This is a genomic window from Pseudomonas monsensis (assembly GCF_014268495.2).
Classification (GTDB): domain Bacteria; phylum Pseudomonadota; class Gammaproteobacteria; order Pseudomonadales; family Pseudomonadaceae; genus Aquipseudomonas; species Aquipseudomonas monsensis.
This window is the reverse complement of sequence record NZ_CP077087.1, coordinates 5,283,767-5,299,513: the sequence shown is the minus strand read 5'-3', so window position 1 is coordinate 5,299,513 and position 15,747 is coordinate 5,283,767. Positions and strand designations below refer to the sequence as shown.

The window sequence follows — 15,747 nt, the reverse complement described above, 5'->3', positions numbered from 1 at the left end:
GCAGCCGTACAACGTGGTTAAGCATAGTTGCCCCTGCGGCACTTCGCCTGCGCAGCCACGCCGAAAATTTGCGTGAAGCCTGCGAAAAATCATCTAGCCTTGCACTCAGACGCGGGCCAGCGGGGCGGTAGGCCCAAGGGTCAATCACCGTCACCGTTTCACTTGAGGTCATGCCATGGAAGAGCCAACCGTCCCGACGCCGAGCCACCGCCCCAAGGTGCTGCTGGTCGATGACGAGGAATCGATTCTCAACAGCCTGCGCCGGCTGTTGCGCACCCAGCCCTATGATCTGTTGCTGGCTACCAGCGGTGCCCAGGCGCTGGAGATTCTGGCGCAGCAACCGGTGGATCTGGTGATGAGCGATGCGCGCATGCCCAACATGGACGGTGCTTCGCTGCTGACCCATGTGCGCGAACGCCATCCGGCCGCCGTGCGCATCATGCTCACCGGTTATGCCGACCCCACGGCCATCATCAAGGCAATCAACGACGGGCAGATTCACCGCTACATCAGCAAACCGTGGAATGACGAAGAGTTGTTGTTGATCCTGCGTCAGGCTCTGGAGCACCAGCATTCCGAACGCGAGCGCCAGCGCCTGGAACGCCTGGCCCGGGTGCAGAACGATCAGCTGCGGCAACTCAACAGCACCCTGGAAAAGCACGTGGCCGCGCGCACCGCCGAACTGCAGCAGACCGCTGACATGCTCGATCTGGCCTACGAAGAGCTCAAGCACAGTTATGTCACCGGCACCGAAGTGTTCTCGCTGCTGGCCAATCTGCGCCTGCCGCCGGCCAAGCAGACCAACCGGCAGATCATCGAACTGGTGCGCGGCTACTGTCAGACCCATGGCCTGGACGAGGCCGTCAGCCGCGACCTGGCGATGGCCGCGGCGCTGTACAACGTCGGCAAACTGAGCTGGTCCGACACGATGATGGTCACCCCTTCGGATCTGTTGCGACACACCGACCGCGACCGTTATCGCAGCTATCCGAAGCAGAGCGAATCGGTGCTGATGACCCTTGACCCGATGAAGGATGCTGCGCGGCTGATCCTGCATCATCAGGAGCGCTGGGATGGCAGTGGCTTCCCCGACCGGCTCAAGGGTGAGGCGATTCCGTTCGGTTCACGCCTGCTGAAGCTGGCGGTGGACTTCGTCGAACTGCAGCGCGGGCTGATCCTCGAACGGCAGATGAACACCGATGAAGCGCTGCTGTACCTGCGTCAGTACGCCGGACGCCTGTACGACCCGGACCTGGTCGAAGATTTCATCCAGGTGTGCGCGGCGTTCCTCAGTGACATCACCCTGATTGATCCGGCGGTCAAGGTGCTGACCACACGGGATCTGGCGGAGGGCATGATTCTGGCGCGCAACCTGAATGCCGATAACGGCATGCTGCTGCTCAATGCCGGCAAGGTCCTCAGCGGCTTGCTGGTGGAAAAGCTGATCGCCTTCGAAGCGATGGAGGGGGGTAAATACCAGATTTTCGTCAAGGTGCCCGAGGCGGTGGAAGCGGCGCTCAAGGCACAGGGATGAGCCTCGGCGAGATGACGCCAGTGGGCGGGACATGGGATCCTTGCGGTTTTTCCACGCCGGTGGCTGCCCCCATGACCTCTGCATCCGTTGTATCCCCACGTCTCATTCGCATCGCCGCCGCGCTGTTGCTTGGCCCTGACGGTCGCACGTTGCTGGTGCGCAAGCGCAACACCCGTGCCTTCATGCAACCGGGCGGCAAGATCGAGGCTCATGAAACACCGCTGCAGGCCCTGGCCCGTGAGCTGGAAGAAGAGCTTGGATTGCGCATCACTGCGGAGCAGGCGTCCTTTCTTGGCCAGTTTTCCGCGCCCGCTGCCAACGAGCCGGGCTTTACCGTACAAGCCGAGCTGTTCCAGCTGAGCATTGCTGCTCAAGTCACGCCGGCGGCGGAAATCGAAGAGGTGATCTGGATCGACCCGGCCACTGACGGCGATGTCGAACTGGCGCCATTGACACGCGACCTGATCCTGCCGTTTTATCGTGATTCGCTGACCGCCATCGCCTGATCCTCTTCGCAAAGGACGCCCCCCATGATCCCGCTTCAAGACCTGCTGATCTTCGCCGCCGCCGCGTTGTTGATGGTGCTGACGCCGGGGCCGAACATGATCTACCTGATCTCGCGTTCGATCTGCCAGGGCCGCAAGGCCGGCGTGACGTCATTGCTCGGCGTGGTGGCGGGGTTCTTTGTGCACCTGTTTGCTGCGGCAGCGGGGTTGACCGCGGTGTTTCTCGCGGTGCCGATGGCCTATGAAGTGTTGAAGTGGGCCGGCGCCCTGTACCTGTTGTGGCTGGCCTGGCAAGCGGTGAAGCCCGGTGCGCGTTCGCCGTTCGAGGCGCAGCAGTTGCCAGCGGACTCGTCGCGCAAACTGATCACCATGGGCTTTCTCACCAGTGCGCTGAATCCGAAAATCGCCGTGTTTTATCTGTCGGTATTTCCGCAGTTCATCACCCCTGAACACGGCTCGGTGTTCACCCAGAGTATCGTTCTTGGCCTGACCCAGATCAGCGTCAGTTTCACCGTCAATCTGTTGATCGCGCTGTTCGCGGCAGGCATTGCGTCGTGGTTTGTGCGCAACCCGACGTGGCTGGCGCTGCAGCGTTACTTCATGGGCCTGGTGCTCGGTGGGCTGGCCGTGCGCCTGATGCTTGAACAACGCAGGACGGCTTGAACATGTGGATCGAGCGGCTGGATGCCAGTCATGCCCTGGCGTACCGGGAACTGATGCTTGAGGCCTACGACCGCCATCCGCAGGCGTTCACCTCCAGCGTGCGCGAGCGGGCGACCATGCCGTTGAGCTGGTGGGAAGCGCGTCTGACCAGCAAGCTCGATGCAGTGCTTGGCGCCTTCGAGGGCGGCACGTTGGCCGGTATCGTCGGCCTCGCCTTCGAACCACGGGAGAAGGCCCGGCACAAGGCAACGCTGTTCGGCATGTATGTATCAGCGGATTTTCGTCGGCACGGTCTGGGCCATGAACTGGTGCAAGCGGCGCTGACCGAAGCACACAACCACCCCGCGCTGAAACTCATCCAGCTCACCGTCACCGCTGGCAACGATGCTGCGTTCAATCTGTATCAGCGTTGCGGCTTTATCCAGTTCGGCCTCGAACCGCTCGCGGTGCGCGTAGGCGAAGATTACTTCGACAAGATCCACATGTGGCGTGAACTCCTCCCTACGGCCTAGACGCGGTGATTGTGGCGAGGGAGGGTTGTTGTCCGGGAAAAATCCGGCGTTTGAACCTGCCCCTTCCAGATCTTTCAGCGAACAGCGCTGACGCCGTCGAGGGTCGAGAACGAGGTGTCCTTGGCCGTCAGGAGGAAATCGCGCATGTACGGAGCGTCGAGCATGTCCGCGCGAATCGCCGCGTACAGCGTGGCAAACAGGCCTTTCTCGCCCAGGCGCTTGCCCTTCACGTAACCGCGCGAGCTGTATTCATGCAACGCCCAGTGCGGCATGCCGCAGACGCCGCGGCCGCTGGCGACCAGTTGCATCATCATGACCGTCAGTTCCGAGGTGCGTACCTGCGCAGGCTCTATGTCGGCCGGTTCGAGGAAGCGGGTGAAGATGTCCAGACGATCGCGTTCCACCGGGTAGGTGATCAGGGTTTCTGTCAGCAAGTCTTCCGCAACGATGTACGGCTTGCTTGCCAGAGGATGCTGGTTGGCAACCGCGAGCATGGCTTCGTACGTGAACAGCGGCACGTACGTGATGCCGGCAATGTCCAGCGGGTCGGAGGTCACTACCAGGTCCAGATCACCACGGGCCAGCGCCGGCAGGGGAGCGAACGAGAAACCCGAGGCGAGGTCGAGTTCGACCTCCGGCCAGGCATCGCGGAACTGGTCGATGGTCGGCATCAGCCACTGGAAGCAGCTGTGGCATTCGATGGCCATGTGCAGGCGTCCGGCAGTGCCGCCGGCGAGGCGGCCGATGTCACGCTCGGCGGCACGCAGCAGCGGCAGTGTGGCGTCGGCCAGTTGCAACAGGCGCAGACCGGCGCTGGTGAACCGCACCGGTTTGGTCTTGCGCACGAACAGCGCCATGCCCATGCGCTCTTCCAGTTCCTTGAACTGGTGAGACAACGCCGATTGGGTCAGGTGCAGGCGATCGGCGGCATCCACCAGGCTGTCGGCTTCGCGCAGGGCGTGCAGGGTTTTCAGGTGGCGGATTTCAAGCACCGGCTGGCTCCATGAGGAAAACTTGTGACAATTGCGAAAGCGTTGAGTTTGTCTCATGTTGGCCGGGCTGTCGATATTCGTCCCGTTTTTTTACCCAGGCCCGCGTCGATGAAGACGCGGGCTTTTGCGGATTCAACTCACCTGCTCGAAATGCACCAGCACGACCGACCGCCTGCCAATGTCCGCGTACAGCAGATCGGCGTTGTCGGCGTGGGTGAGGAAACGCTGCTCGGGCAGTTTCAGATGGGCCTTCTCGAAGGCGCGGAATGCCGGCTGCGCCGGCTCGTGGCGGTACACAGTTATCGCCGCAGGCGCGGCGCCGACCGCTCGGCACTCTTCATCAAACTGTCATCGAACTGTGGCAGCGCGCTTGAACAAACTTCATCAGACTCGCGCTCTACTGGGGTTCTGCGTTTCGGTGTTTTTCATGTTCAAGGGATTTTTATCAATCGCGGCCGTATTGGCTGCGCTGTTGTTCGGCCTGCCGGCTGCGGCGGCCTCGCGATGCGACGTCAACGTGCCCACCGAACGGGTCGATCTGCCACAGGTCAGCCTTGCTTACCAAAGCATCGGCCGTGCTCAGGATCCGGCCCTGTTGCTGGTCATGGGCCTGGGCGGGCAGTTGATCCACTGGCCCGACGAAGTGGTGGTGGCGCTGTGTCAGCAAGGCTTTCGGGTGATTCGCTATGACAACCGCGATGTCGGCCTGTCGACCTGGCGCCAGGCACCGGCCGAGGCCAACCTGACGTTCGAGGTGTTGCGCTACAAGCTCGGCTTGCCCGTGTCGGCGCCGTACTCGCTGACCGACATGGCCGACGATGCACTGGGCCTGATGGACGCGCTGCACATTGACCAGTTCCACGTACTGGGCGCGAGCATGGGCGGGATGATCGCCCAGCATCTGGCGGCAATGGCGCCGCAACGGGTGGAAAGCCTGACTCTGATCATGACCAGTTCCGGCGCCGAGGGCTTGCCGGCGCCGAGCGCGGCACTGGTGCAATTGCTGGCCCGTCGCGGCGCGCCGAATCGTGAGGTGGCACTGGAGCAGCAGGCCGATTTACTGGCGGCGCTGGGCAGTCCGTCGGTCACGGATGATCGGCAGATGTTGCTGCATCAAGCCGCGGTGGCTTATGACCGGGCGTTCAATCCGGAAGGCGTGAAACGCCAGATCATGGCCATTCTTGCGGAGCCGAGCCGGGTGGCATTGCTCAATCAATTGCGCGTGCCAACACTGGTGGTGCACGGTACGGCCGATCCGTTGCTGCCGGTGATGCACGGCGTGCATCTGGCGGCGCATATTCGCGGCAGTCAGTTGAAGCTGATCCCGGGGCTGGCCCATCGTTTCCAGGAGGCGTTCAAGGCGCCGTTGCTGGCGGCGGTGTTGCCCTATTTGCAGCAGCATCGAGAAGATACCTCGCATTGGGCGCAGATCGAGCCGGTGGCGGCGGGGAATCTGCTTTGACTCAAGGGCCCCATCGCGGCAAGCCCGCGCCCACACCTATTGCGTGAATCCTGTGGCAGCCGGCTTGCCCGCGAGGGGGCCATCACTGTCACCGCAGCGCCGGGCAGGTGTATCGTGCAAACTTTTCCGCACGATTTCCGCCTGCGAGGTGTGTGATGAGTTCCGCTTTGAAAATCGATTTTGTCAGCGACGTCTCCTGCCCGTGGTGCGTCGTCGGCCTTTATGGCTTGCTGCAGGCGCTGCAAATCCTGCGCGACGAAGTGCAGGCCGAGATTCATTTTCAGCCGTTCGAACTGAACCCGAAGATGGGCCCCGAGGGGCAGAACATCACCGAGCACATCGGTGAAAAATACGGCTCGACCCCGGAGCAGTCGCAGAAGAACCGCGAAGCGATTCGGGCCCGTGGTGCCGACGTCGGATTCGCCTTTCGCACCGATGGCAACAGCCGCATCTATAACACCTTCGATGCCCACCGGTTGCTGCATTGGGCGGGACTGGAGGGTAAGCAATTGTCGCTGAAGGAGGCGTTGTTCAAGGCGTACTTCACCGATGGCGGCAACCCGTCCGATCGCGCGCAATTGACGCAAATTGCCGAAGACGCGGGGCTCGACCGGCGGCGGGCAGCGGCGATACTGGCGTCCGACGAATTTGCCGACGAGGTGCGCGCAGAAGAGCAACTCTGGCTGCAACGCGGCGTGAACTCAGTACCGACCGTGGTCTTCAACGGTCAGTACGCCGTCACGGGCGGGCAGCCGGTGGACACCTTCGTCGGGGCTATCCGGCAGATCATGAGTGAAGCCCGGGGCGGCACAGTCAACTGATCGCGGCGGGGTCACCGCACGATCTTGTCGACGTGGATCCCGAGTTTCTTCAGGCGATACCAGAAGCTGCGTTCGGAGATGCCGATCAACTGCGCAGCGGCAGCCTGTACCCCGTTGCTCTGGTGCAGGGCGGCGAGGATGCAGGTTTTCTCGACCTCGGCCAGCGCCGCGTCGAGATCCGCCGGCACACCGTTGATTTCGTTCAGCGGGCCGCTGCTGTCCGAGGCTTGCGCGGCGAACAGATACGCCGGCAGATCCTGTTCCTCGATGATGTTGGCCGACGCGACGATGGTCGCGCGCTCGACGCAGTTCTGCAGTTCGCGAATGTTGCCCGGCCATGAATAGCGCGTCATCGCCTGCAAGGCCGGCGCGCTGAAGCCGCTGATGCGTTTACCGGCCTCGGCGCCCAGCGTATGGGCGAAATGTCGGGCGAGCGGGGCGATGTCTTCGACCCGTTCACGCAAGGCCGGCAGTGGGATCGGGAATACGTTGAGGCGGTAGTAAAGATCCTCGCGAAACTCCTTGTTGGCCACCGCTGCGAGCAGGTCCTTGTTGGTGGCGGCGATCACCCGCACATCGACTTTGCGCTCCTTGGTATCGCCCACCGGTTCGATCACCCGTTCTTGCAGGGCGCGGAGGATTTTTGCCTGCAACGCCAGCGGCATTTCGCCGATTTCATCAAGAAACAACGTGCCTTTGTCGGCTTGCTGAAAGCGTCCGATGCGGTCGGCCACGGCGCCCGTGAACGCGCCTTTGCGATGGCCGAACATTTCACTTTCCAGCAGCCCTTCGGGGATCGCCGCGCAGTTCACCGCGACAAATGGTTTGTCGGCGCGATTGCCATGCTTGTGGATGGCCCGGGCGACCATCTCCTTGCCGGTACCACTTTCACCGCTGAGCAGCACGGTCGCCGCGCTTTCGCGCAGCGACTCCACGGCTTGCAGCACGCGGCGAAAACTCGGGCTGTCGCCGATCAGGCTGTCGATCTGCTGATGCTCGTCGAGTTCGGCACGCATGCGCTGGTTGTCTTTGAGGATGTCGCGAAATTGCAGGGCCTTGCTGACGGTGATGTCCAGTTCGTCGATGTCGAACGGCTTGGCGATGTAATCGAACGCGCCGTTGCGCATCGACTCCACGGCATTTTTCACCGTGCTGTAGGCGGTCATGACAATCACCGGCAGCTGTGGAAAGCGGCTTTTCACTTCCGCCAGCAACTGCGCGCCGCCCATGCCGGGCATGCGCCAGTCGCTGATCAGCAGGTCGATGTCTTCGTTCTCCAGAACCTTGAGCGCGTGCAAGCCATTGCCGGCGGTGAACACCGTGACGCCGTTCTGACCGAGGGCCGAGGCCAACAGGTCACAGAGTTTCGGTTCGTCGTCCACCACCAGAATGTTATGCGTCATCGTCAGTCTCGTCGAAGTCGTCGCCATTGGCCGGAATGTACAGGCTGAACGTGGCGCCGGCATCTTTTTCGCTGACGCACTCCACGCGCCCGTTGTGGTTCTCCATCACCGAAAACACTTTCGCCAGGCCCAGCCCGGTGCCGGAAGCCTTGGTGGTCACGAACGGGGTGAAGATACGTTCCAGCATGTCGGCCTCAATCCCTTGCCCGGTGTCCGCCACGCTGATCACGGTGCAGCTGCCGGCACTGGCGATGCCCAGGGTCAGGCGGCCGCCGTCGGGCATGGCGTCGATGGCGTTGACGATCAGGTTCAGGCCGGCCTGTTTGAGTTGCTTGATATCGGCATAGATCGTTGCGCCCGGCGCCTGATCGTGGATGTGCAGGTCGATCTTGTGGCTGGCCAGTTCCGGCTCGCAGAACCCGGCCAGTTCATCCACCAGTGCGCGGGCGGACTGGGTGGCGCGGATTGGCGCGCTGGGTTTGGCGAAGTCGAGAAACTCGGTGATCAGGTCATTGATCCGGCTGACTTCCTTGACCACGTATTCCAGGTGACGCTTGTCGGTTTCCGGCAGGTCGGCGCGCCGATGCAGCAGTTGCGTGGCGGTCTTGATGATGCCCAGAGGATTACGGATCTCATGGGCCAGGCCCATGGCGACTTCGCCCAGTGCGTGCAGGCGATCACGGCGGCGCAGTTGCGATTCCAGATGCTGTAATTCCTCCAGACGCTCGCTCATATGGTTGAACGTGCTGCTCAGCTCTGCCAGTTCATCACCGCCATTCACGTTCAGGCGTTGATGGTAATCACCGGCGATCACCGCTTGTACGCCTCGGGCCAACCCGCGCAACGGCTTGGTCAGGCGTTGCGAGACCAGCCAGCCGACCGCCAGCGACGCCGCCGAACTGAGCAGGAAAATCAAGATGAACAGGTTGCTCTGATTGACCAGGCCGACGAGGCTGGTGTGGCGCAACAGACCACTGAAAATCACCCCCTGCAACTGGCCGTTCTCGTTGAAGATCGGGCGATAGATGCCGCTGTAGCGATTGGTGAACTGTTCGAACGGGCCTTTGGTTTCGCGCAGGATCTGCTCGATTTTTTCCGGCACTTGCGCGGGATGATCCTGGAAACGCTGGGTGGAGAAAATCTCCGAAAAGTCATCGTCCTTGGCCAGGTACAGGCGCAAGTCCAGCGAATGCACGTCGGCAACACTGGTCAGGAAGCTGTTGTCCAGGTAAGTGCCGACGATCATTTTGTAGTCGACGCCGTCCTGATCGGTTTCGAAAGTCGAAATCACCGTGCCGGTGGCGACGCCGGCGACTTGCAGGGTTTGCAGCACCGCTTTGGGGGCCGTGCTGATCTGGCTGACGATGTTGTCGTCGGCGGTACTGAATACCACTTTGTGATCGCTGTTGCGGATCAGCGCCACGACATCAATGCCCATCGAGTCGGCGATATCGGCGATCAGTTTGTCGTGTCTGGCGGAATGGCGGTCGACCGGCGGCCGAGTGTGGCGCATGAACAGCTGCGCAGCCCGGGCGTTTTCACGGAGGATTTCGGTGATTTCGTCCTCGACGATCTTCGAGGATTCCTGCAGCCAGATGCGCACGTTGCTGTCGAAGATCTGCGACAGCGTGGTGGCCGCCAGTTCGGCCGCGATCATGGTCGGGATCACGCTCACCAGCCAGAACGCCAGCACCAGTTTGCGTTGCAGGCTCCAGCCGGAAAGGGCGAAAGGTCGGGCGACAGTGCGTCGGTCTTTGTTCATTGGATTTCGCTTAATGCAGCAGCCATGGCAGGGTCGGAGCGATCCGGTCGGACAAACATTTTTACCAGTCCCAGCAGTCGGTTGAGTAATGGATTGCGATGACGGAAAAACACCGTATGCCCGACAAACGAGCACCCCAGGCGCAGCTTGGTGGCATAGCCGGCTTGCCCGCAAGCATAGGTCGCCAGTTTGTGCTCAATACAATAGTCGACGTTGACCAGCCAGCTTCGGGTGTAAAGATTGTACTGGCGGGTGCGGGCCAGATCGTGGGCGAAAAACTTGTCGATCATGCGGCGCCCGTCGAGCAGCACCAGATTGAACGCTACCAGTTCGTCGCCAACCCAATAGAGCACGCAGGCCGCGCGCTCGTCGAGGTGGGCGAGCACTTCGCAAAAGTACGCCGCCGGCAGGCATTCGAAGGCCAGATCACTGCGGGCGAGGGTGGCTTCGTAGAGCGCCATCATGCGTGGCAGCAAGTCGTGCACCGAACGTCGCCATTCGGTGCGCGGGCCGTGGTTGCGCAAGGTGCGGCGCAGGTCCTTGCGCGTCGATTTGCCGAGGCTGCCCAGGTAGGCATCCACCGAGGCGAAACGGATCGGCAATTCGGCGCCGGGCAGGCCGGGCATGCTTTGCATTCCGGCCTGGCGGCAGACGTCCAGCCATTGCGGGTCGCGATGCGAAGCGTCCTTGACCGCCAGCAGGCCAATTCCGAGCTGGTCGGCGTCCTGTTTTGCCAGGTGCAGCAATTGCGCGAGCAGTGCCGGGCGCTGCGCAGGGGCAATGTGCGAAGCCGTGCCGACATGGCACTGCTCCGCCACCGGTGAACCGAGGGCGTACAGACGGATGACGAACAGCCCGGGCAGGCGCCGGCGCAGCCATTGGCTGACACGCTTGCCCGCGCCCTGCAGAGTGGTGTCCAGCGAATAGGCGGTGCTGAACGCCACCGCGCCTGCGATCAGACGGCCGTCTTCATGCAGGGTCAGATAGCGCCAGTGAAAACCGTCAATTCCCGCCCGTTCCACCGCGCAGTAGTAATCCCAGTCTTCCAGTTCATCGGCAAAGCAGTCATTCCAGGCACAGCGATCAATCGCCTCGATGGTTGAAAAGGCTTGCGCGGTGATCACGTCGGTTCCTTATGTCGGCGAGTCGCATGGAGGCGGACGGCGGCCACTGCTCAAGCCAGTTGGCGGGTGTCCAGTGGCGCTGTCCCGGGGTGAATGATCGCTGGCATGATGCCGCGCTGGATGAAGTCGGCGCTCAATTCCACGACACGCCGGTACTGCAAGTCCACGGTGATCATGTGATAGCAGTCGTCGAGCAGCACCTTGGTCACCGGTCCGCCGAGTTTGCGTTCCACATAATCGGCGTTCCAGCGGCTGGTGATGTCGTCCTCGATGGAGTGCAGCACCAGTGCCGGCGTGGTGATCGACGGCATGCTTTTCTTCACCACGGCATTGAGCCGGTGCAGTTCCCGCACGGTGATGCCTTCCATGGTCAGCAACCCGGCCTGACTGCTCTGGCCCTCTTTCATCTGCCGTTCGACGATGGCCCGCAGGCGCTCGTTCTTGATGCCGTAGGGCGGCTTTTCTTCGAAACTGCACAGGTGCACGCCGAACGGGATTTTCATCAGCAGCGGGGTGAGGAACGCCAGTTTGTTGATGCTCCAGCCGTCGTAGCGCAGCGTGGTCGAATACAGCAGCAAGCCTTCGATCTGTCCCGGGTGTTCGGCGGCCAGGTACATCGACAGCACCGCGCCCATGGACAAGCCACCGACGTACACCTTGCGGTGCTTGCGGCGCACGCCGACGAAGGTGTTGCGCGCGCTTTCGTACCAGTCACGCCAGCCGGTGGCCTGCAGGTCGGCATTACCGCCGCAGTGCCCGGCCAGGGTCGGCACATAGACCGTGTGCCCGGCTTTCGCCAGGCCCACGGCCACCCGACGCAGTTCCGTCGGGGTGCCGGTGAGGCCGTGGATCAACACCACCGCGACCTCGCCGTTGCCGAGAACGAAACCGGCGTTGCCTTCGCCCATGTCGATCTCTGGTTCGATCATCGTTTCATTGCCCGATGCAGGAGGCGGTCGAGCAGGGCCAGGCCCAGATCGATTTCCGCATAGCTGATTTCCAGCGACGGTGCCAGGGTGATGACGTTCTTGTAGTAGCCGCCCACGTCAAGGATCAGGCCCAGACGACGGCCGTCGATTTCAATGTCGCCCTTCATGCCTTCTTCGACCATGAAGTCGAGGGTGGCCTTGTCCGGGGTGAAACCGTCAGCGGTGCAGATCTCGCAGCGCAGCGCCAGACCGAGGCCGTCGACATCGCCGATGATCGGGTAGCGCTTTTGCAGATCCTGCAGGCCTTCGAGGAAGTATTTGCCCTTGGCCATGACCCTTGCGCCGTAATCGACTTCGCTGGTCATCTTGAACATTTCCAGACCCACCGCAGTGCCCAGCGGGTTGGAGGCGAAGGTGGAGTGGGTCGAGCCTGGCGGGAAGACTTTCGGGTTGATCAGCTCTTCGCGGGCCCAGATGCCGCCCAGCGGGTTGAGGCCATTGGTCAGCGCCTTGCCGAAGACGATCACGTCGGGTTTGACGTCAAAGTGTTCGATCGACCACAGCTTGCCGGTGCGGTAGAAACCCATCTGGATTTCGTCAACGACCATCAGGATGCCGTGCTGATCCAGCACGTGCTTGAGTTCGCTGTAGAAGTTCATCGGCGGGATCACGTAGCCGCCGGTGCCCTGGATCGGCTCGACGTAGAACGCAGCATATTCGCTCTGGCCGACTTTCGGGTCCCAGACGCCGTTGTATTCAGTCTCGAACAACCGCGCGAATTGCTGCACGCAGTGGCTGCCGTACTCTTCCTTGGTCATGCCTTTCGGGCCACGGAAGTGGTACGGAAACGGGATGAACTGCGCACGCTCACCGAAGTGACCGTAGCGGCGGCGATAACGGTAGCTGGAGGTGATCGACGATGCACCGAGGGTGCGGCCGTGATAACCGCCCTCGAAGGCGAACATCAGGCTCTTGCCGTTGGTGGCGTTGCGCACCACTTTCAGCGAGTCCTCGATCGACTGCGAACCGCCGACGTTGAAATGCACACGGCCGTCGAGGCCGAATTTTTTCTTGGCGTCGACCGCGATCATTTCCGACAGCTCGATCTTGCCCTTGTGCAGGTACTGGCTGGCGATTTGCGGCAGGGTGTCGATCTGTTGTTTCAGTGCATTGTTCAGACGCGGGTTGGCGTAACCGAAGTTGACCGCCGAGTACCACATCTGCAGGTCGAGATAGGCCTGATCTTCGGTGTCCCAGACGTAGGAGCCTTCGCAGCGGCTGAAGATGCGCGGCGGTTCGATGTAGTGAACGGTGTCGCCGTAGGAGCAGTATTTGGCTTCTTTTTCCAGAAGGACCTGGTCTTCGGCTGTCGCGATGCGGATATCAGACATGGTGCAGGGTTTCCTGTGCTTCAGAAGGGGTTTCGGTGCTGAAAGTGACGGCGTTGGCGGCCGGGGCCAGAGGCAGGCGGGCCAGCAGGTGTGGCAGTTCGGCGAAGCTGTCGAAGCGCGCGTAGGCGATGCCGTTGCGCTCGCAGTGCTCGGCCAGGCGATCCCTGGCGAAAACGAAGTCGGCGGTGGACGCCACGCACATGTCGGACTGGCCGTCGCCGATCACCAGCACGCGTTTGCTGTTCGGCGTGGACTTGCATTTGCAGTTGCCGGACGCGGCGCGGCAGGCATCGCTGGCGTAAGGGAAATCAATGCGCCACTTGTCGTGGTCGATCTGGCGCAGGCGATTGGCGAGGATCGGCAGGAGCGTCACGTAGTTGCGCGCAAGAATTCGCGCGATGCCTTGTTCGATACCGTCGCTGACCACTTCCAGCGAAGCGCCGAGGCCGATCACGTGGTCGACGAAGTCGGGGAAGTCGGGATCAATGTCGATGCTGTCGAAGAACTCGAGCAGTTGCGCAGGCGTGGCCTTGATCAGCGCCAGCTGACGGCTGAGGCATTCGCGGGAACCGATCTTGCCCTCCAGCCATTCGTTTTCGATGGCTTCCCAGCTCGGGTCGGCGAAGCGTTCAAGGATGCTGTCGATCACGTCGGTACGGGTGATGGTCCCGTCGAAATCACACACGATGTGCCAGTCAATCATCTGCAGTACCTGTTGGGTCGAGGCAGTTGTCAGGGTGCGCGGTCTGCGCCTGGCAAGGGAGAGAGCAGGGACTGTGCCAAATGGCCCAGGCCCCGTAGTGGCGGGGGTGATACGGTTTTGTCGCCATGCGCGGCTACAATTTTTGTAGCTTGCTACAAACAACATGAGTGCTTGCGCCGGGGACGGTATCCGGGGATTGATGCGCGCAAGTTCAGAAAAGGAATGACCTCATGCAGAGGAAGACACTGGCGTTATTGGCCGCACTGGCCAGCTTTTCCGGGGCCGCGCTGGCGGATGGCATTACAGGCGAAGCAGGACTCGGGGCGGGGTATCAACCGCATGATCCGACCGGCAGCCGTTACGAAACCCGACCGATCCCGTATCTGGATCTGGACTGGGGCGATGTCAGCCTCGGTACCGACGACGGCCTGACCTGGAGCGCCTTGAAAACCAACGGTTTCAGCGCCGGGCCGTACATCAACTACCTCTCCGGGCGCACCGCCAATGGTGAGTTGCGTGGCCTGCGTGATGTGCCCGACATGGCCGAGGCTGGCGGCTTCGTGCAATACGCTCCGGCCGATTTCTGGCGCGTGTTCGCCTTCGTTGGCCAGGCCGCCGGCGGTGGCAGCGGGCAGGGCGGCGTGTTTGGCAAAGTGGGCGGTGAAATCGGCTATCCACTGGGCGGCGGGGTGATTGGCAGCAGCAACCTGACCGCGCATTTTACCGATGCGCAGGGCACCCAGACCTTCTTCGGTGTCAGTGATCGCGAAGCGCAGGCCTCGGGCATCCGCGCGTACAACGCCGGCGGTGGTTTACAGAACGTGGCGCTGACCCAGAGCTTCGAGTTTGCGCTGGCGCCGCACTGGTCGCTGGTCACCAGCGCGAGCTGGATTCACCTGACCCGCTCGGCGGCCGACAGCAGCATCGTCAAAGCGGTAGGGGATACCAATCAGGGTGAAGTGCAGGCGGCCATCGCCTACAAGTTCGACTGATTGCGCACGCGGGCGAATTGGTCTGCGGTTTGCAGACAGCCATGTCGAATCCATTCCTTCAGGATGTTCTTCATGGCTCGCCCTGCTTATCGTCTGTTGGCCCATTCGTTGTGGGACTTGATCCCCATTGCATTGGGCATTGCCCACTTCGCCTGTGTCCTGTGGCTGGTCTCAGCCTTTCCTCAGCTGTCCTGGTGGGCCTTTGTGCCGCTGGCGCTGGGCTATGCGATCAGCCTGTCGTGGAGCATCAACAGCATTTCCCACAACCAGATCCACAACGCCTACTTCACCCCGGCGTGGCTGAACCGGGCGTTCGATCTGCTGTTGTCGGTGACCATCGGTTTTTCACAAACTCTCTATCGTGATATCCACAACCGGCATCACCGTGGCAACTCGGACCGGCCGGGAGCGGACGGCAAGACGATTGATCCGCTGTCGATTTATCTGCGCGGCAAAAACGGTCAGCCAGAAAATCCCTGGGCCTATACGTTTCTGAGTTTTTTCCGCGACGATCCCACGCCGATCTACGAAGAAATGCGCCGCAAACGGCCGAAGGACGCGCGTTGGGTCAAGGTGGAAATCTATGTGACGCTGGCGTTCTATCTGCTGCTGGCGGTGTACGACTGGCAAGCGGTGCTGGTGCTGCTGCCGTTCTGGTACCTGGGGCAGGCGTTGTCGTCGCTCAACGGTTATTACGAGCATTTTGGCGGCAACCCGGACTTGCCCATCGCGTGGGGCGTGAGCGCCTACAGCCCGCTGTACAACCTGTTGTGGATGAACAACGGCTATCACGCCGAGCACCACTATCGGCCGAAAATGCACTGGACTCAGGTCAAGGCCTATCACCGGCAGATCGCCCGGCAGCAGCAGGAAGCGGGGGTGAAGGAGATTGCATTGGCGCATGGTCTGGGGTTCTTGCTGAACCACCAGAAGCCCGACGCCTGAGCGCTTTG

At 61.7% G+C, this 15,747-nt stretch carries 16 protein-coding genes; 8 read left to right on the top strand and 8 right to left on the bottom strand.

Going from position 1 to position 15,747, the window contains the following annotated elements:
• Positions 1-175 precede the first annotated feature (175 nt).
• From nosR to HV782_RS23355, 4 genes are all read left to right on the top strand, one after another.
• Positions 176-1,534: a response regulator c-di-GMP phosphodiesterase, NosR family gene (gene nosR / locus HV782_RS23370; RefSeq protein WP_123466156.1), complete on the top strand. Its 1,359-nt coding sequence runs from the start codon at positions 176-178 to the stop codon at positions 1,532-1,534.
• Between the two features lie 71 nt (positions 1,535-1,605).
• Entirely contained in the window at positions 1,606-2,040 is a 435-nt protein-coding gene (locus HV782_RS23365; RefSeq protein ID WP_123466159.1) for an NUDIX hydrolase, read from the top strand.
• A gap of 24 nt (positions 2,041-2,064) precedes the next feature.
• Complete coding sequence (locus tag HV782_RS23360; protein WP_123466160.1) at positions 2,065-2,703, top strand: LysE family translocator; 639 nt, start codon at positions 2,065-2,067, stop codon at positions 2,701-2,703.
• A 2-nt stretch (positions 2,704-2,705) separates the two neighbouring features.
• The gene (locus tag HV782_RS23355; protein ID WP_186748557.1) at positions 2,706-3,215 is read left to right on the top strand and encodes a GNAT family N-acetyltransferase; all 510 of its coding nucleotides are present in this window, start codon (positions 2,706-2,708) and stop codon (positions 3,213-3,215) included.
• Between the two features lie 74 nt (positions 3,216-3,289).
• On the opposite strand, the gene metR is transcribed toward HV782_RS23355, so the two are convergent.
• Both metR and HV782_RS23345 read right to left on the bottom strand, forming a co-directional pair.
• Complete coding sequence (metR, locus tag HV782_RS23350) at positions 3,290-4,207, bottom strand: transcriptional regulator MetR (RefSeq protein WP_128615900.1); 918 nt, start codon at positions 4,205-4,207, stop codon at positions 3,290-3,292.
• Positions 4,208-4,339: 132 nt separating this feature from the next.
• Positions 4,340-4,504, bottom strand: coding sequence for a hypothetical protein (locus HV782_RS23345; RefSeq protein WP_186748556.1), 165 nt, complete (start codon positions 4,502-4,504; stop codon positions 4,340-4,342).
• A 130-nt stretch (positions 4,505-4,634) separates the two neighbouring features.
• Here HV782_RS23345 and HV782_RS23340 point away from each other — a divergent pair, with 130 nt between their 5' ends.
• On the top strand, positions 4,635-5,669 hold the full coding sequence (locus HV782_RS23340; protein ID WP_123466166.1) for an alpha/beta fold hydrolase: 1,035 nt from the start codon (positions 4,635-4,637) through the stop codon (positions 5,667-5,669).
• Positions 5,670-5,824: 155 nt separating this feature from the next.
• Positions 5,825-6,490 (top strand): DsbA family oxidoreductase, encoded by a 666-nt coding sequence (locus HV782_RS23335; RefSeq protein WP_186748555.1) that lies wholly within the window; start codon positions 5,825-5,827, stop codon positions 6,488-6,490.
• 11 nt (positions 6,491-6,501) lie between these two features.
• Here the strand turns inward: HV782_RS23335 and HV782_RS23330 are convergent, their stop codons facing one another.
• From HV782_RS23330 to HV782_RS23305, 6 genes are read right to left on the bottom strand one after another with little or no spacing between them, the layout of a single operon-like run.
• Positions 6,502-7,893 (bottom strand): sigma-54-dependent transcriptional regulator, encoded by a 1,392-nt coding sequence (locus HV782_RS23330; protein ID WP_123466170.1) that lies wholly within the window; start codon positions 7,891-7,893, stop codon positions 6,502-6,504.
• The gene (locus tag HV782_RS23325) at positions 7,883-9,655 is read right to left on the bottom strand and encodes a sensor histidine kinase (protein ID WP_186748554.1); all 1,773 of its coding nucleotides are present in this window, start codon (positions 9,653-9,655) and stop codon (positions 7,883-7,885) included. Before HV782_RS23325 ends, HV782_RS23330 begins: the two co-directional genes overlap by 11 nt.
• Complete coding sequence (locus HV782_RS23320; RefSeq protein WP_186748553.1) at positions 9,652-10,779, bottom strand: GNAT family N-acetyltransferase; 1,128 nt, start codon at positions 10,777-10,779, stop codon at positions 9,652-9,654. The genes HV782_RS23325 and HV782_RS23320 overlap by 4 nt, the downstream gene beginning before the upstream one ends.
• A 50-nt stretch (positions 10,780-10,829) precedes the next feature.
• Positions 10,830-11,708, bottom strand: a complete 879-nt coding sequence (locus tag HV782_RS23315; RefSeq protein ID WP_123466176.1) for an alpha/beta hydrolase — start codon at positions 11,706-11,708, stop codon at positions 10,830-10,832.
• Positions 11,705-13,099 (bottom strand): aspartate aminotransferase family protein, encoded by a 1,395-nt coding sequence (locus tag HV782_RS23310; RefSeq protein WP_186748552.1) that lies wholly within the window; start codon positions 13,097-13,099, stop codon positions 11,705-11,707. Before HV782_RS23310 ends, HV782_RS23315 begins: the two co-directional genes overlap by 4 nt.
• Positions 13,092-13,802 carry an HAD-IB family phosphatase gene (locus HV782_RS23305; protein WP_128615904.1) on the bottom strand — a complete coding sequence of 237 codons (711 nt, stop codon included), beginning with the start codon at positions 13,800-13,802 and terminating at the stop codon, positions 13,092-13,094. Before HV782_RS23305 ends, HV782_RS23310 begins: the two co-directional genes overlap by 8 nt.
• Before the next feature lie 230 nt (positions 13,803-14,032).
• Here HV782_RS23305 and HV782_RS23300 point away from each other — a divergent pair, with 230 nt between their 5' ends.
• Positions 14,033-14,794, top strand: a complete 762-nt coding sequence (locus tag HV782_RS23300) for a MipA/OmpV family protein (protein WP_186748551.1) — start codon at positions 14,033-14,035, stop codon at positions 14,792-14,794.
• Positions 14,795-14,866: 72 nt separating this feature from the next.
• Entirely contained in the window at positions 14,867-15,739 is an 873-nt protein-coding gene (locus HV782_RS23295) for a fatty acid desaturase family protein (protein ID WP_186748550.1), read from the top strand.
• Positions 15,740-15,747 lie beyond the last annotated feature (8 nt).

Excerpts from the sequence above, each read along its gene's own strand:
- nosR (WP_123466156.1), top strand. The coding sequence starts at position 176 with ATGGAAGAGCCAACCGTCCCGACGCCGAGCCACCGCCCCAAGGTGCTG.
- HV782_RS23365 (WP_123466159.1), top strand. The coding sequence starts at position 1,606 with ATGACCTCTGCATCCGTTGTATCCCCACGTCTCATTCGCATCGCCGCC.
- HV782_RS23360 (WP_123466160.1), top strand. The coding sequence starts at position 2,065 with ATGATCCCGCTTCAAGACCTGCTGATCTTCGCCGCCGCCGCGTTGTTG.
- HV782_RS23355 (WP_186748557.1), top strand. The coding sequence starts at position 2,706 with ATGTGGATCGAGCGGCTGGATGCCAGTCATGCCCTGGCGTACCGGGAA.
- HV782_RS23340 (WP_123466166.1), top strand. The coding sequence starts at position 4,635 with ATGTTCAAGGGATTTTTATCAATCGCGGCCGTATTGGCTGCGCTGTTG.
- HV782_RS23335 (WP_186748555.1), top strand. The coding sequence starts at position 5,825 with ATGAGTTCCGCTTTGAAAATCGATTTTGTCAGCGACGTCTCCTGCCCG.
- HV782_RS23330 (WP_123466170.1), bottom strand. The coding sequence starts at position 7,893 with ATGACGCATAACATTCTGGTGGTGGACGACGAACCGAAACTCTGTGAC.
- HV782_RS23325 (WP_186748554.1), bottom strand. The coding sequence starts at position 9,655 with ATGAACAAAGACCGACGCACTGTCGCCCGACCTTTCGCCCTTTCCGGC.
- HV782_RS23315 (WP_123466176.1), bottom strand. The coding sequence starts at position 11,708 with ATGATCGAACCAGAGATCGACATGGGCGAAGGCAACGCCGGTTTCGTT.
- HV782_RS23310 (WP_186748552.1), bottom strand. The coding sequence starts at position 13,099 with ATGTCTGATATCCGCATCGCGACAGCCGAAGACCAGGTCCTTCTGGAA.
- HV782_RS23305 (WP_128615904.1), bottom strand. The coding sequence starts at position 13,802 with ATGATTGACTGGCACATCGTGTGTGATTTCGACGGGACCATCACCCGT.
- HV782_RS23300 (WP_186748551.1), top strand. The coding sequence starts at position 14,033 with ATGCAGAGGAAGACACTGGCGTTATTGGCCGCACTGGCCAGCTTTTCC.
- HV782_RS23295 (WP_186748550.1), top strand. The coding sequence starts at position 14,867 with ATGGCTCGCCCTGCTTATCGTCTGTTGGCCCATTCGTTGTGGGACTTG.